The 15,145-nt window shown below is 63.4% G+C and carries 18 protein-coding genes; 5 read left to right on the plus strand and 13 right to left on the minus strand.

The window, feature by feature from the left end; translation table 11 throughout:
• Positions 1 to 6: 6 nt before the first annotated feature.
• The 11 genes from F3J44_RS23735 to F3J44_RS23785 form a co-directional block, all read right to left on the minus strand.
• Complete coding sequence (locus F3J44_RS23735; protein ID WP_167060015.1) at positions 7 to 1,116, minus strand: flagellar basal body P-ring protein FlgI; 1,110 nt, start codon at positions 1,114 to 1,116, stop codon at positions 7 to 9.
• Between the two features lie 12 nt (positions 1,117 to 1,128).
• Complete coding sequence (gene flgH, locus F3J44_RS23740) at positions 1,129 to 1,824, minus strand: flagellar basal body L-ring protein FlgH (protein WP_167060012.1); 696 nt, start codon at positions 1,822 to 1,824, stop codon at positions 1,129 to 1,131.
• A 54-nt stretch (positions 1,825 to 1,878) separates the two neighbouring features.
• Positions 1,879 to 2,664, minus strand: a complete 786-nt coding sequence (gene flgG, locus F3J44_RS23745) for a flagellar basal-body rod protein FlgG (protein ID WP_167060009.1) — start codon at positions 2,662 to 2,664, stop codon at positions 1,879 to 1,881.
• Between the two features lie 47 nt (positions 2,665 to 2,711).
• The gene (locus tag F3J44_RS23750) at positions 2,712 to 3,452 is read right to left on the minus strand and encodes a flagellar basal body rod protein FlgF (protein WP_167060006.1); all 741 of its coding nucleotides are present in this window, start codon (positions 3,450 to 3,452) and stop codon (positions 2,712 to 2,714) included.
• A gap of 192 nt (positions 3,453 to 3,644) precedes the next feature.
• Positions 3,645 to 3,830 (minus strand): hypothetical protein, encoded by a 186-nt coding sequence (locus tag F3J44_RS23755; protein WP_167060003.1) that lies wholly within the window; start codon positions 3,828 to 3,830, stop codon positions 3,645 to 3,647.
• Between the two features lie 123 nt (positions 3,831 to 3,953).
• Complete coding sequence (gene flgE / locus F3J44_RS23760) at positions 3,954 to 5,300, minus strand: flagellar hook protein FlgE (protein ID WP_167060000.1); 1,347 nt, start codon at positions 5,298 to 5,300, stop codon at positions 3,954 to 3,956.
• 27 nt (positions 5,301 to 5,327) lie between these two features.
• Positions 5,328 to 6,041, minus strand: coding sequence for a flagellar hook assembly protein FlgD (gene flgD / locus F3J44_RS23765; RefSeq protein WP_167276593.1), 714 nt, complete (start codon positions 6,039 to 6,041; stop codon positions 5,328 to 5,330).
• 15 nt (positions 6,042 to 6,056) lie between these two features.
• Positions 6,057 to 6,500, minus strand: coding sequence for a flagellar basal body rod protein FlgC (gene flgC / locus F3J44_RS23770; RefSeq protein ID WP_167059994.1), 444 nt, complete (start codon positions 6,498 to 6,500; stop codon positions 6,057 to 6,059).
• A 2-nt stretch (positions 6,501 to 6,502) separates the two neighbouring features.
• Positions 6,503 to 6,910, minus strand: a complete 408-nt coding sequence (gene flgB / locus F3J44_RS23775; RefSeq protein WP_167059991.1) for a flagellar basal body rod protein FlgB — start codon at positions 6,908 to 6,910, stop codon at positions 6,503 to 6,505.
• A 315-nt stretch (positions 6,911 to 7,225) separates the two neighbouring features.
• Positions 7,226 to 8,053: a protein-glutamate O-methyltransferase CheR gene (cheR, locus tag F3J44_RS23780; protein WP_167276596.1), complete on the minus strand. Its 828-nt coding sequence runs from the start codon at positions 8,051 to 8,053 to the stop codon at positions 7,226 to 7,228.
• A gap of 51 nt (positions 8,054 to 8,104) precedes the next feature.
• A complete protein-coding gene (locus tag F3J44_RS23785; protein ID WP_240158500.1) occupies positions 8,105 to 9,022 on the minus strand; it encodes a chemotaxis protein CheV in 918 nt (305 codons plus the stop codon).
• Positions 9,023 to 9,117: 95 nt separating this feature from the next.
• Here F3J44_RS23785 and flgA point away from each other — a divergent pair, with 95 nt between their 5' ends.
• From flgA to F3J44_RS23805, 4 genes are all read left to right on the plus strand, one after another.
• Complete coding sequence (gene flgA / locus F3J44_RS23790; protein WP_205300120.1) at positions 9,118 to 9,864, plus strand: flagellar basal body P-ring formation chaperone FlgA; 747 nt, start codon at positions 9,118 to 9,120, stop codon at positions 9,862 to 9,864.
• 149 nt (positions 9,865 to 10,013) lie between these two features.
• The gene (gene flgM, locus F3J44_RS23795) at positions 10,014 to 10,328 is read left to right on the plus strand and encodes a flagellar biosynthesis anti-sigma factor FlgM (protein WP_167059979.1); all 315 of its coding nucleotides are present in this window, start codon (positions 10,014 to 10,016) and stop codon (positions 10,326 to 10,328) included.
• 49 nt (positions 10,329 to 10,377) lie between these two features.
• Positions 10,378 to 10,845, plus strand: a complete 468-nt coding sequence (locus tag F3J44_RS23800; RefSeq protein WP_167276602.1) for a flagella synthesis protein FlgN — start codon at positions 10,378 to 10,380, stop codon at positions 10,843 to 10,845.
• An 80-nt stretch (positions 10,846 to 10,925) separates the two neighbouring features.
• The gene (locus tag F3J44_RS23805; protein WP_167276606.1) at positions 10,926 to 11,669 is read left to right on the plus strand and encodes a flagellar brake protein; all 744 of its coding nucleotides are present in this window, start codon (positions 10,926 to 10,928) and stop codon (positions 11,667 to 11,669) included.
• A gap of 80 nt (positions 11,670 to 11,749) precedes the next feature.
• Here F3J44_RS23805 and F3J44_RS23810 read toward each other — a convergent pair whose 3' ends face one another.
• Both F3J44_RS23810 and bkdR read right to left on the minus strand, forming a co-directional pair.
• Positions 11,750 to 13,093 (minus strand): MFS transporter, encoded by a 1,344-nt coding sequence (locus F3J44_RS23810; RefSeq protein ID WP_167276609.1) that lies wholly within the window; start codon positions 13,091 to 13,093, stop codon positions 11,750 to 11,752.
• Between the two features lie 138 nt (positions 13,094 to 13,231).
• Complete coding sequence (gene bkdR, locus F3J44_RS23815; protein WP_167059967.1) at positions 13,232 to 13,714, minus strand: Bkd operon transcriptional regulator BkdR; 483 nt, start codon at positions 13,712 to 13,714, stop codon at positions 13,232 to 13,234.
• Between the two features lie 197 nt (positions 13,715 to 13,911).
• Between bkdR and F3J44_RS23820 the strand changes: the two genes are divergently transcribed.
• Positions 13,912 to 15,144 (plus strand): 3-methyl-2-oxobutanoate dehydrogenase (2-methylpropanoyl-transferring) subunit alpha, encoded by a 1,233-nt coding sequence (locus F3J44_RS23820; RefSeq protein WP_167059964.1) that lies wholly within the window; start codon positions 13,912 to 13,914, stop codon positions 15,142 to 15,144.
• Position 15,145: the final 1 nt, after the last annotated feature.

Consider the following 15,145-nt stretch of genomic DNA (forward strand, 5'->3'; position numbering starts at 1 on the left):
GCGTCCTCAGATCACGATCAGGTCGGCCTGCAACGCGCCGGCCTGCTTCAGGGCTTCGAGGATCGCCATCAGGTCGCCCGGTGCTGCGCCGACCTGGTTCACCGCCCGGACGATCTCATCCAGCGTGGTGCCCGGGCCGAACTTGAACATCGGCTTGGCTTCCTGTTGCGCGTTGACCCGCGAGCGCGGCACCACGGCGGTCTGGCCGTTGGAGAACGGCCCCGGCTGACTGACGATCGGGTCTTCGGTGATGGTCACGGTCAGGCTGCCGTGGGTGACCGCCGCCGGCGACACCTTGACGTTCTGGCCAATGACGATGGTGCCGGTACGCGAGTTGATGATGACCTTGGCCACGGCCTGGCCCGGGTCGACCTCGAGGTTTTCCAGGATCGACAGGTAATCCACGCGCTGGCTCGGGTCCATCGGCGCGGTAACGCGCACCGAACCGCCGTCCACGGCCTGGGCCACGCCTGGGCCGAGCAGGTCGTTGACCTTGTCGACGATGCGCTTGGCCGTGGTGAAGTCCGGGCGGTTGAGGTTCAGGGTCAGGGTATTGCCCTGGTTGAAGCCGCTCGGCACCGCACGCTCGACCGAAGCGCCGCCGGGAATGCGCCCGGCCGACGGAACGTTGACGGTGATCTTCGAGCCGTCGCGGCCTTCGGCGTCGAAGCCGCCGACCACCAGGTTGCCCTGGGCGATGGCGTAGACGTTGCCGTCGATGCCCTTGAGCGGGGTCATCAGCAGGCTGCCGCCACGCAGGCTCTTGGAGTTACCGATCGACGACACGGTGATGTCGATCACCTGCCCCGGCTTGGCGAACGCCGGCAGGTCGGCGTGCACCGACACCGCAGCGACGTTCTTGAGCTGCACGTTGCCCGAACCTGCCGGCACCTTGATGCCGAACTGCGACAGCATGTTGTTGAAGGTTTGCAGGGTGAACGGCGTCTGGGTGGTCTGGTCACCCGTGCCGTTGAGCCCCACCACCAGGCCATAGCCGATCAACTGGTTGGAACGCACGCCAGAAATGCTGGCGATGTCCTTCAGGCGCTCGGCATGGGCACCGAAGGCACAGGACAGGAGCAGGGTCGCGGCAATCAGCTGCCTTACGTTGAACATGTTCATCCGTACTCAGAAGGGCCAAAGCGGGCTCAGGAAGAAGCGGTCCAGCCAACCGGGCTGGCTGGCATCGGCGAACGAGCCGGTGCCCGAATAGGTGATGCGCGCGTCGGCCACACGGGTGGACGGCACGGTGTTGTCGGTGGCGATGTCGTCGGCGCGCACCAGGCCGGCAATGCGCACCAGTTCTTCACCGGTGTTCAGGGTCATCCACTTCTCGCCGCGCACGGCGATGATGCCGTTGGGCAGCACTTCGGCCACGGTGACGGTGATGGAACCGGTCAGGGTGTTGCCCTGGGTGGCCTTGCTGTCGCCCTTGGTGGCGCGGTCGCCGCTGTAGCCGGCTTCCAGCGACAGGTCACCGCCGCCGAACGGGTTGTTGGTGTTGGGCGATGCGCCGAACAGCGAGGTCAGTCCGATGTCGGTCTTGCTGGTCTTGGCGACCTGGGACCCGGCGTTCTTGCTCGCCGAAGTCTTCTCGTTCAGGGTGATGGTGATGATGTCACCCACGCGGAACGCCTTGCGGTCGGTGTACAGGTTCTGGTCGAAACCGGCCTGGTAGATCGAACCGTTGTTGGCGGCCGCCGGCAGCGGGGTGCGCGGCAGAACCGGCGCGTAATACGGGTCGTTCGGCTTGGGCGTCGGGGCGACGCAACCTGCCAGGACAACCGCCCCCCCCAGGGCGAACACGGACAACAAACGCTTCATGACACATACCTCACGGTGTAACGGGAGTAGAACCAGAACCTGGGCTACCAGGCTTCAGAGCTGCTGGGTAACGAACGACAGCATCTGGTCGGCGGTGGAGATGACCTTGGAGTTCATCTCGTAGGCGCGCTGGGTGGTGATCATGTTCACCAGCTCTTCCACGGTGCTGACGTTGGAGTTTTCCAGGGTTTGCTGCAGGGTGGTGCCGAAGCCGTTCAGGCCCGGGGTGCCGACCTGCGGCGCGCCGCTGGAGGCGGTTTCCAGGAACAGGTTGTCACCGATGGCCTGCAGGCCGGCCGGGTTGATGAAGTCGGCGGTTTGCAGGTTGCCGATGACCTGGGCGGCGGCGTTGCCGGCGGTGGTGATCGACACGGTGCCGTCCTGGCCGACGGTGAAGGTCTGGGCGTTGTTCGGCACGACGATGGCAGGCTCCAGGGCAAAGCCCTGGGCGGTGACGACCTGGCCGTCGGAGTTCAGGTGGAAGGTGCCGTCACGGGTGTACGAAACCGTGCCGTCCGGCTGCAGCACCTGGAAGAAACCACGGCCGTTGACCGCCAGGTCCAGCGGGTTCTCGGTGGTTTGCAGGCTGCCGGTCTGGAAGTTCTTCTGGGTGCCGACGATGCGCACACCGGTACCGACCTGCAGGCCCGATGGCAGCTCGCTGTCCTGGGTGGACTGCGCGCCTGGCTGGCGCTTGATCTGGTAGAGCAGGTCCTGGAACTCGGCGCGATCGCGTTTGAAGCCGGTGGTCGAAACGTTGGCCAGGTTGTTGGAAATGACGGTCAGGTTGGTGTCCTGGGCGGACAGGCCGGTTTTAGCGACCCAAAGAGCCGGAAGCATCAGTATTCTCCTCGTGCGCCTGTTTTACGGCACCCGTTCAAGTGTGGTTAGCCGATTTGCAAAACACGCGCCATGGCTTCATCGCCTTCCTTGGCCGCGTTCATCATTTTCACGTGCAGTTCGAATTGGCGGGACAGCGCCAGCACCGAGGTCATTTCTTCCACCGCGTTGACATTGCTGCCTTCGAGGAAGCCCGACACCACCCGCACGTTGACGTCGGCGGCGGCCGGCTGGCCGTTCTGGGTGTGGATCAAACCGTCCAGGCCCTTGGTCATGCCCTTGGTGTCGGGGTTGACCAGTTTGATGCGGTCAACCTCGGCCATTACCCGCGGGCCTTCGCCCATGGAGCGGATGCTCAGGGTGCCGTCGGCGCCCACTTCAACCTTCTGCTCAGGCGGAATGGCGATCGGGCCGCCATTGCCGATCACCGGCATGCCGTTGCCGGCACGCAGCACGCCCAGGGCATCGATGTTCAGGCTGCCAGTGCGCACATAGGCTTCGCTGCCATCGGGTGCCTGCACGGCGATGAAGCCCTGCCCGGCCACGGCCACGTCCAGGTCACGGCCGGTTTCAACCATCGGCCCTTCGCTGAAGTCAGTGGCTGGGCGTTCGGTCATGGCAAACGCCCGCGACGGAAAGCTGTCACCGAACACCGGCATCGAGCGCGCCTGCTCCAGGTCGCGCTGAAAACCGTTGGTGGAAATGTTCGCCAGGTTGTTGGCGTGGGCCTTCTGCGCCAGCGCGTTCTGGCTGGCGCCGGTCATGGCCACGTAAAGCATCTTGTCCACAGTCATCCTCCGCTGCACTGGCCGGCGTTTGCCGCCTGCCGTTGCTGTGCAAGCACTAAAGCAAGTTCCGAACCAACTTTTCGAATTCATGAAAAAGCCCGTAAATACGGGCCTTTTCGGGGTTTTGCGGATGGGGTGACGCCGGTTATCCGGCGCCGGGTTGCCGATGGCGGCAAACCTGTACCGACCCACTCAAGGTTCGCGACAGCCACCGTTGGTGAAGGGCCCGGCAAACTTCTTCCAGCCCTCCCCTGGCGGCCACTGCGAGCACACCAACCGCCCGTCCACCTGGCTTTCCCAGCGCCACCAGGGCGCAGTGCCGGCCTGGGCCTGGTACAGGCAAAAGGCAGCGAGCAGCGTGACGATCAGTTTTTTCATGCAACCTCCGAAACGCAGGGGCCGCTGCGCAGCCCATCGCGACCTACGGTCGCTCCTACAGACGCCGGTAGGAGCGACCGCAGGTCGCGATGGGCCGCATAGCGGCCCCTCATTCAGCCATCATCAGGTCATCTGAATGATGGTCTGCATGACGGTGCTTTCGGTGGAGATGGTCTTGGCGTTGGCCTGGTAGTTGCTCTGCGCCTTGATCAGCTCGACCAGCTCCTGGGTCAGGTTGACGTTGGAACCTTCCAGCGAGTTGGACTCCACGCTACCCAGGGTACCGGTCTTCGGCGCATCGATGCCCGGAATGCCCGAGGAGTAGGTTTCGGTCCAGCGGGTGCCGCCGATCTGCTGCAGGCCCTGCTCGTTGGCGAAGCTAGCCAGCGCCACCTGGCCGATGGCACGCGACTGCTGGTTGCTGAAGCTTGCGAACATCACGCCGGTGGCGTCGATGCTCAGGCTCGACAGGATGCCAGTGGCATAGCCGTCCTGGGACTGGGACAGGCGCGCGCTCTCGGTGTTGAACGAAGTGGTGCTGTTCATCGCCAGGCGCATGCCGGCGCTGCTTTCCACCGAGCCGTTGGCCGCCCAGTTGCCATTGGCATCCTGCGCCGCCGGAATCCAGCCCTTGAGGGTGAAGGTGTTGTTGGTCACGCTCCACTCGGAACCGGTCGGCAGGCCGGTGGTGTCGGTGGCCATCGACGCCACGCTGCCATCGCTGTTGAAGCTGATGGTGCTGGTCAGCGGATCGGTGCTGGCCGGGTTCATCGGGTTGCGACCGTCGATCAACGTGTACATGGTCCACTCGTTGGTGTCGGTCTTGCGGTAGTACTGCTCCATGGTGTGCTCGTTACCCTGGCTGTCGTAGACCTTGGTCGGGAACGACTTGGTGTACGAGGTATCGTCGCTTGGGTCGAACACGATTTCACCGGCAACCGGTGGGGTCGATGGCAGCGGAATCGACTTGGACGACGAGTCCAGGTTGATGCCCTGGTCGATCAGGGTGGTGGCTTTTGGCTGCAGGGCCGAGGTGTCGATCTGCAGGTCGGTCAGCACGCCCTTCTTGATGTTGCCGGCGGAGTCGGCGGCGTAGCCCTGCAGGCGCAGGCCATCGGAGGTGACGACGTAGTTGTCCTTGCTGTTCTGGAAGGCACCGGCACGGGTGTAGACCATCGAGCCGTTGTCGGACAGCACGAAGTAGCCCTGGCCCTGGATGCCCATGTCCAGCACGTTGCCGGTGTTGTTGATGTCGCCCTGGGTGAACTGCTGGGAAACCGCAGCCAGGCGCACGCCGTTGCCGACCTGGTTCTTGCCCACGCCCAGGCGGTTGGCACCGGCGTACACATCAGCGAACTCGGCACGCGAGGACTTGAAACCAGTGGTGTTGACGTTGGCGATGTTGTGACCGGTAACGTCCAGTTGTTTGTTGGCCGCGTACAGACCGCTCAGGCCTACATTGAAAGACATGGTGAAACTCCTTTTGCCGTTCTGGCCTTAGATACCGATGGTTTGTACGTCGGACAGGGAAACCTTGCCGACCCCGGCGAGGTTGAGCACCATCTCGCCCGTGGTGTTGAAGCTGACGCTGGTGACCTTGGCCGGCAGCAGGGTGTTCATCTGCACCGACTTGCCGTCCACCGTGGCAGTGGCCGTGAAGGTGTAGGTGCCCGGGTCGACCTTCTCGCCCTTGGAGTTGGTGCCGTCCCAGATGAAGTCGGCATAGCCGGCTTTCTGCTCGTCCACCTCGATGGTCTTGATGGTGTTGCCGTCCTTGTCCTTGACGGTGACCTTCGCCCCGTCGATGGCCTGCGGCACGACGAACTGGGCATTGAAGCTGTCGGCGGTGTCGACCACAGCCTTGTCGTTCTGCACGACCACCGAGCGGCCGACCAGCGACGAGGCCTGCAGCGCCTGGGAAGAAGCCATGGCACTGGTGATGTTGGTGACCGACTCGTTCAGCGAGGTGATGCCTTCCAGGCTGCTGAACTGCGCCAGCTGGGCCACGAACTCGCCGTTGTCCTGCGGGTCGAGCGGGTTCTGGTGCTGCATCTGGGTGACCAGCAACTGCAGGAACGCATCCTTGCCCAGGGTGCTGTTGCCCGTCTGCGAGGCCGTGTCGGTGGTGCTTTTCTTGGTGCTGGTGGTGGTGACACCGGACGCCGCGAGGACGTCATTGAGGTTCACACCGCCGGAGGTATCGATGGCCATGGTCCGGATTCCTTATCACTGACCCAGGGTCAGCACTTTCTGCATCATGTTCTTGGCGGTGTTCATCAGCTCGGCGTTGGTCTGGAACGCGCGGCTGGCGGAGATCATGTCGGCCATCTCCTCGACCACGTTGACGTTCGGGTAGTAGACGTAGCCGTCCTTGTTCGCCGCCGGATGGTTGGGCTCGTAGCGCGCTTCGAGGTTGCTCTGGTCCTCGACGATGCCCTTGACCTGCACACCCTGCCCCGCCTGGCCCTGGTCTTCGAACAGCGACTGGCTGACGCCGCCCTGGGCGTCCTGGAAGGTGGTGGCGAAGACCGGGTGGCGCGCGCGGTAGGTCTGGTCGATGCTCGACGACACGGTTTCGGCGTTGGCAATGTTGGAGGCAACGGTGTTGAGGCGGGTGTTCTGCGCGCTCATGCCGCTACCGGCAATATTGAAAACACTGGAAAGGGACATGATTATTCTCCGCGCAGGGCCGAAACCAGCCCTTTGAACTTGCTGTTGAGCAGGGTGAAGCTGGCCTGGAAGCCAATGGCGTTTTCCGTGTAGTTCGATTGCTCGATCTGCGCGTCCACGGTGTTCTGGTCGATCGAAGGCTGGGTCGGCACCCGGTACTGCAGGCCGTCGTCGTTCATGGCCAGGCCTTCGGCTTCGATATGGCGGCTGTTGGTGCGCTCCATGGCGAAGCGGCCGCTTTGCTGCTTCTGGCTCTCGGCGGCGAGCACCGACGAGAAGTCCATGTCGCGCGCCTTGTAGTTGGGCGTGTCGGCGTTGGCGATGTTGTTGGCCAGCACTTCAGCGCGCTGGGCGCGGAAGCCCAGGGCCTTTTCGTGAATGCCAAGCGCCTTGTCGAAACTGATGCTCATGTCGGGAAAACCTTCGAAGGTTGGCCGGAATTTCGTTGAGCAAGCTTTAGCAAGGGCTGTGCCAGGTTTCCCAAAGCCCGGAAATGCTGGGCTGTGGCGCAGGTAGGGGATGGCACCCTGCCAGAAAAGCGGCAAAGTGCTTCCGCCTGGAAAAGGCAAAGCGGCAATTGCCGGGCGGCAAAAGCGGCAAATCAAAAAATTGACGTCGGCTTTACCTGTGCCGACCTCTTCGCATGTAGGAGCGGGCTTGCCCCGCGAAGGGGACGGCACAGGCCAACAAAAAAGGCCGGCTGCTTTCGCTGCCGGCCTTCTGGCTCACTTGGCCTGGTAGATGATGCCCGGGCTGCACTGGACCATCTGGTAATGCTCCGGCAACCCGTTCAGCGCCTCGGAAGCCCCAAGGAACAGGTAGCCCCCAGGCTTGAGGGTGCTGTGGATGCGCAGCAGGATGTCCTTCTTCACCTGCGCCGAGAAGTAGATCAGCACGTTGCGGCAGAACACGATGTCGAACTTGCCCAGGCTTGCGTAACTGTCGAGCAGGTTGAACGAACGAAACTCGACGCGGCTACGGATGGCCGGCTTGACCGCCCAGCGCCCCGGCCCCTTGGGGTCGAAATAGCGCTGCAGGCGCTCCTGGGACAGGCCACGGGCAATGGCCAGGCTGTCGTACTCGCCGGTCTTGCAGTTGTTCAGCATGGACCCGGACAGGTCGGTGGCGACGATTTGCGCGCCCATCTTCAGCTGGCCCAGGTTGCTGCGCTCGAACTCGTCGATGGCCATCGAGATCGAGTACGGCTCCTGGCCCGACGAACAGGCCGCCGACCACATGCGCAGGCGCTGGCCGGGGTTGTTGCGGATGAACTCGGGAATGACCTTGTTCTTCAGTACCTCGAACGGGTAGGTGTCGCGAAACCACAGGGTTTCGTTGGTGGTCATGGCATCTACCACCAGCTCGCGCAGGCCGCCGCGCGGCTGGGTCTGGATGCGCTGCACCAGCTCACCCAGACTCTTGATGCCGTGCTGCTCCATCAGCTTGTTGAGGCGGCTGGATACCAGGTACTGCTTATTCTCGCCCAGCAGGATGCCACAGGCTTTTTCCAGGAAGACCCTGAACTGTTCGAACTCCAAATTACCCGTAGACACTACTGCGGCCTCTGTTAAATCACGGTTGCCGGGGGCCTGCCCCCGGCTGCTTCAATGCGTTGCCTTGATCCGGTCGACCACCCGCTGGGCCAGGTCGTCCGGCTTGAACTTGGCCAGGAAGTCATCGGCCCCAACCTTCTTCACCATCGCCTGGTTGAACACCCCGGACAGCGAAGTATGCAGGCAGATGTGCAGTTTCTGCATGCGCGGATCACTGCGAATCTCCGCTGTAAGCGTATAGCCGTCCATCTCCGGCATTTCAATGTCGGAGATCATCATCAGGAACTCTTCTTCCGGCTTCTTGCCCTCGTCCACCAGCTTGCACAGGTATTCCAGGGCCTGGCGGCCGTCATTGAGCGCCACCACCTCGACACCGACGGTTTGCAGGCAACGGCTGACCTGCTTGCGCGCCACCGACGAATCGTCGACGGTCAGCACCCGCAGCAGCACGGCCTTGTCCTGCACCTCGGCATCCACCACGCCGGCCGATACCGACTCGGACGATGGCGCCACTTCGGCCAGCACCTTCTCCACGTCGATGATCTCGACCATGCGGTTGTCCACCCGGGTGACCGCGGTCAGGTAGTGATCGCGCCCGGTGCCCTTGGGTGGCGGGTGGATCTCTTCCCAGTTCATGTTGACGATGCGCTCCACCGAATGCACCAGGAAACCCTGGGTCTTGGTGTTGTACTCGGTGATGATCACGAAGCTGTTGCGGGTTTCTTCCGTCAACCCCGGCAGCCCCGTCGCCATCGACAGGTCGAGGATCGGGATGGTCGCCCCGCGAATGTTGGCCACGCCACGCACCACCGGGTGCGAGCGGGGCAGCAAGGTCAGCTCCGGGCACTGCAGCACCTCGCGAACCTTGAATACGTTGATGCCGTAGAGCTGCGCGCCATTAAGGCGAAACAGCAGCAACTCCAGGCGATTCTGCCCCACCAGCTGTGTACGCTGGTTGACTGAATCCATTACCCCCGCCATGCCTGACTCCTCTTGTTTCAGCCATTCGTTGCAACTCAAAAGTTAGAGTCGGCACGGGCTTTGCTTTTTTGAGCGCCATGTACATGAAAACGACAAATTTCCGACGACTGACGCAGCTGCTGAACGGCGCGCTGGCCGTACTTTGCCTGCTGGCACCCGGCGCACGCACCCTGGCGGACGCGGTTACCTTGCCTGAACAGCTTATCGGTGTCACCCAAGGGTTTCTTGAATTCACCGTTGAGGACTACCTGGCCACCACCCAGACAGCGGGCCGCTACGAGATCCAGGTCAACCCACTGGACCCACGCCTGCGCATGCCGCTGTGCAGCCAGCAACTGGACGCCTCGCTGGAAAGCCCGGCCACGCCGTTGGGCCGGGTGACCGTGCGGGTGCGCTGCGACGGCGCAGCGCCGTGGACCGTGTTCGTGCCGGCGACGGTGCGGCTGTTCCGCGACGTGGTGGTGGTGACGCGCCCACTCAAGCGCGACAACCTGGTAAGCGAGGGCGACGTGGCCCTGCGCGAGCGCGACGTGGGCACCCTGACCCAGGGCTTTCTCACCGAACTGGACCAGGCGGTGGGCATGAAGATGCTGCGCCCCACGGTGATCGACCAGGTACTCACGCCCCAGCACCTGGAACAGGCCGAGGTGGTGCGCAAGGGCGACCAGGTGGTAATCACCGCGCGCACCGGCAGCTTGAGCGTGCGCATGCCCGGCGAGGCCCTGAGCAAAGGCGGCCAGGGCGAGCAGATTCGCGTGCGCAACCTCAATTCCCAGCGCGTGGTGAAGGCCCGGGTCACTGGCCCGGGGCAAGTCGAGGTGGCCATGTAGATTGCGCTGGCGGTGTGCAGGCGCATTTCCTAAACTGTGCCGGAACGGGTTCGCGAGCTTGCTGACAGGCGGCTATGCATTTGTGCCTAAAGTTTCTTTCGGGGTGGCCGAAAACAAGGCAAGCGTCCAAATACCCAGAGGTTCTGATCATGGTTATCGACTTCAGTCGTTTGAATAATTCTCCGTCCATCACGGGCGGCGTGCGTGGCAATACCACGCCCAGCAGCGCCGAAAAGGCCGGCGAAAGCGCCGAAACGCCGAAAAAGGCCAGCGCCAGCGGAGAAACCGTACACCTGAGCCAGGAGGCCCAGCAGTTGCAGAAGATCAGCGACAAGCTGCGCGACCAGCCCGTGGTCAACAGTGACCGTGTGGCACAGTTGAAGCAGGCGATCGCAGATGGCAGCTACCAGGTCGATGCCGGCCGGGTCGCCAGCAAACTGCTCGATTTCGAAGCCCAGCGCTGACCGTTCGTCGCGCTGACTTCACGGACGCTTAAAAACCCAAGAGTTAGCCATGCACGACACCACCTTGCTGCAACTGATCGAAGACGACATCGCCCCGACCCAGGAACTGCTCGACCTGCTCCAGCAGGAGGCCGTGGCCCTGCACGCGCGGGACATGGCGCCGCTGGAGGGCATCCTGGCCCGCAAGCAGTCGTTGATCGTGTTGCTCGAACAGCAAGGCGTGCGCCGCAACAACCTGCTCATCAGCCTGGGCCTGACGCCCAACCGCGCCGGCGTGCAAGCCCTGGCCGCGCAGTCGGACAACGGCGAACTGATCATGCAGCAGCTCAATGTGCTCACCCAACTGATGGAAGCCTGCCAGAAGGTCAACGAGACCAACGGCCGGATCATCCAGGTGCAGCAACACGTCACGGCCAACCAGATCAGAATCCTGCAGGGCGGTGAAGCGCCGTCCCTGTACGACAGCCGTGGCACAACTTCCCCGCTGGCCAAGCCCCGGGCGCTCAGCCAGGTGTGATTACAGCTATCAAGGCACGGAACATACTGGCAAAATGCCGTTACTTGCGTGTGTCGTTTTTGCCTGGAGATTGATAACCCGTGTTCAATGAAACCGATGCCCCGCAGCCGCCGAAGGTGTTGAACACGCCTTTGGAGATCGCGGCCAACCTGCGCCAGCTGCAAGAGAGCCATGATCCCCTGATCATCACCTTCCACGAGCGCAGCCAGCGGTTCCAGAGCTACGTGGTGCACGTGGACCGTGACAACGACGTGCTGGCGCTGGACGAAATGATCCCGCGTGATGGCGAGAAGTTCATCGAGAACGGCGAGCCGTTCCGCGTCGAAGGCTTCCACGATGGCGTGCGCATCGCCTGGGAATGCGACCATGAGCTGAAGATCACCGAAATCGACGGCCACCGTTGCTACCGCGGCGCCCTGCCGGTGGAGATGACCTACCACCAGCGCCGCAACGCCTTCCGCGCCGCGCTGAAGCTTTCGCAACTGGTCGATATCATCCTCGACGGCAGTTTCCTCAAGGGCAACGGTGCGTTGCGTGGCAAGTTGCTGGACATCTCCGCCACGGGCTGCAAGCTGCGCTTCGACGGCAATGTCGAAGACCGCCTGCAACTGGGCCAGGTGTACGAGCGCTTCAAGGCCAGCAACCCGCTGGGCCTGGTCGACACCATGGTCGAGCTGCGCCACCTGCACTTTGAAGAACGCATCAACACCACCTTTGCCGGCGTGCGCTTCCATAACCTCAATGGCCAGGCGCAGCGCAAGATCGAGAGTTTTGTCTACCAGCTGCAGCGTGAAGCGCGGCGGTTCGACAAGGACGACTACTGATCTTCTGTTCGGGCCCTATCGCGAGCTGCGCTCGCTCCTACCGCGGGAGCGAGCAGAGCTCGCGATAGGGCCGAACCGGCTTAAACCGACTTGCTGACCTCATCCTCCGCCTGCGCCTTGGCTGCAGGCTCCGCCTTGCCTTCATCCTCGGTATCCTCAGCCGCCACCGGCGCCTGCATCACCTCTTGCACGGTCTGCTCATCCACCCGTGGGTCGAGCGCCGCCGACAACGGCGAGCCGGCCGCTGGCATGGCCACGTGGCCCAGTGGCGCGTCCTGCACCTGGTGCAGCCCGGTAACCGCCTTGGGCCGAATGCGCCACACCAGCACCAGCGCGAAGAACACAAAGAACGCATACAGCATCTGCGCGCCCAGCACCTTCATCAGCACCCCGGCGGCCAGCGGCCCGATACAGGCCCCTACGCCGTAGGTGACCAGCAGCATGGCGGTCAGCGACACACGCCGTTCGCTCTCCACGTGGTCGTTGGAAAACGCCACCGCCAGCGGGTACAGGCAGAACTGCAACAGTGAAATGACGAAGGCGATGCCGAACAGCGCCTCCAGCGGCACGCTGGGCAAAAACGCCAGCGGCGCCGACGCCAGCGCCAGGCCCACCGCCACGCTGCGAATCAGCACGGCCCGGTCATAGCGGTCGGACAACCAGCCCAGCGGCCATTGCACCAGCAACCCGGCAAAGATGCAGCACCCCATGAACAGGCCGATCTGCTCGGTGGACAGCCCCTGGCTGGACGCATACAACGGCGCCAGGCCGTAGAACGAACCCACGATCAACCCCGAGCCGAGCACCGTGCTGAGCGACTGCGGCACGCGCTTGATGAAGAATTTCGGCTCCATCGGCGCCGGGCGCAAGGGGGCGGGGTGAATGCGCCGGGTCATCGCCACCGGCACCAGGCACAGGGCGAAGCACATGGCCACCAGCATCAGCAATTCCGGGCCGAGCTGCGGGTGCACCACCAGAATCAGCTGGCCGAGCACCAGCCCCAGGTACGATGCGATCATGTAGCCGCTGAACACCGCGCCACGGTGCTTGGCCTCGGCCTGCTCGTTGAGCCAGCTCTCGATGACCATGTACTGGCACATCATGCCCAGGCCAACGATCATCCGCAGCCCCACCCACACGGGTAGCCAATTGGTCAGGCCATGGCCGAGCACCGCGGCGCCCACGATCCCGGCGCAGGTGGCATAGGCACGAATATGCCCCACCCGGCCGATCAACCGGTGGCCGACCTTGCCGCCCACCGCCAGGCCGAAATAGTTGGCCGCCATCAGCGCACCCACCCACAGGCTGTCGACGTGGTCGGCCGCCAGGCGCAGGGCCAGGTAGGTACTGAGCAGGCCCGAGCCGATCAGCATCATCAAGGCAGCGAAATACAACGACTGAAAAGGCTTCCAGATATTACGCATACGTCCCTCGAAGCTCCCTGGTGAGGTGGCGGTGGGTGCTAGCAGCATAAGGGTAATCACCGCCCCGCGCAGGCCCCGTCATGAAATATCGAGCGGCCAAGGCGGGTTCGCTGTCGGTCGTGTCGCGATCAGACGCGCCTACGGCAAGGTCATGCCATTGGCGGGCAACGGCAAGGCCGTCTTGTAGCGCACCTGCTTCAAGGCAAAGCTGGAGCGGATATTGGCCACCCCGGGCAGCCGCGTCAGGTAATCCAGAAACCGCTCCAGCGCCTGGATGCTCGGCAGCAATACCCGCAACAGGTAGTCCGGGTCCCCGGTCATCAGGTAGCACTCCATCACCTCGGGCCGCTCGGCAATCTCTTCCTCGAAGCGGTGCAAGGCCTGCTCGACCTGTTTCTCCAGGCTGACATGGATGAACACGTTGACATCCAGCCCCAGCACCTCGGGCGAGAGCAAGGTCACCTGCTGGCGGATGACGCCCAGTTCTTCCATGGCCTTGACCCGGTTGAAGCAGGGCGTCGGCGACAGGTTCACCGAACGCGCAAGCTCGGCGTTGGTGATGCGGGCGTTGTCCTGAAGGCTGTTGAGAATGCCGATATCGGTACGATCGAGCTTGCGCATGAGACAAATTCACCGGTTTCTTGTGTTTATACGGAATGTTTATCTTCCCAGCCCGGCAAAGGCAATCAACTAGAGAGAAAAATTCTCCCGCCCTGCCACTAAGATGTAGGTGACGCTGACCTGCCAGTCACAAGCCGGTGGCCAGCGGCGGCCGCTTCAGAGCTCACAAAAACAACATCCGAGCGAGCGTAAAAAGCATGAACGAGTACGCCCCCCTGCGTTTGCATGTGCCCGAGCCCACCGGCCGGCCAGGCTGCCAGACCGATTTTTCCTACCTGCGCCTGAACGACGCAGGGCAAGTCCGTAAACCGCCCATCGATGTAGACGCCGCCGACACCGCCGACCTGTCCAACAGCCTGGTCCGGGTGCTCGACGCCCACGGTAATGCCCTTGGCCCGTGGGCCGAGGACATCGACCCGCAGGTGCTGCGCCAGGGCATGCGCGCCATGCTCAAGACGCGCATTTTCGACAGCCGCATGGTGGTTGCCCAGCGCCAGAAGAAGATGTCGTTCTACATGCAGAGCCTGGGCGAGGAAGCCATCGGCAGCGCCCAGGCGCTGGCGCTGAACCGCACCGACATGTGCTTCCCCACCTACCGCCAGCAGAGCATCCTGATGGCCCGCGAGGTATCGCTGGTGGAGATGATCTGCCAGTTGCTGTCCAACGAACGCGACCCGCTCAAGGGGCGCCAGCTGCCGATCATGTACTCGGTACGCGAGGCCGGCTTCTTCACCATCAGCGGCAACCTGGCAACTCAGTTCGTGCAGGCCGTAGGCTGGGCCATGGCCTCGGCGATCAAGGGCGATACCAAGATCGCCTCGGCCTGGATCGGCGACGGCGCCACGGCCGAATCGGACTTCCACACCGCCCTCACCTTTGCCCACGTGTACCGCGCCCCGGTGATTCTCAACGTGGTCAACAACCAGTGGGCGATCTCCACCTTCCAGGCCATCGCTGGCGGCGAGCAAACCACCTTCGCCGGGCGCGGCGTGGGTTGCGGCATCGCTTCGCTGCGGGTGGACGGCAACGACTTCGTCGCCGTGTACGCCGCCTCGCGCTGGGCCGCCGAACGTGCCCGCCGTGGCCTTGGCCCGTCGCTGATCGAATGGGTCACCTACCGCGCTGGCCCCCACTCCACCTCCGACGACCCGTCCAAGTACCGCCCGGCCGACGACTGGAGCCACTTCCCGCTGGGCGACCCGATCGCCCGCCTGAAGCAGCACCTGATCGCCATCGGCCAGTGGTCCGAGGACGAACACCAGGCCACCACCGCCGAGTTCGAGGCCGCCGTGATCGCCGCGCAGAAGGAGGCCGAGCAGTACGGCACCCTGGCCAACGGCCATATCCCAAGCGCCGCGTCGATGTTCGAGGACGTGTACAAGGACATGCCCGACCACCTGCGCCGCCAGCGCCAGGAACTGGGGGTTTGAA

The organism is Pantoea sp. Tr-811 (assembly GCF_011752535.1).
Classification (GTDB): Bacteria; Pseudomonadota; Gammaproteobacteria; order Pseudomonadales; family Pseudomonadaceae; genus Aquipseudomonas.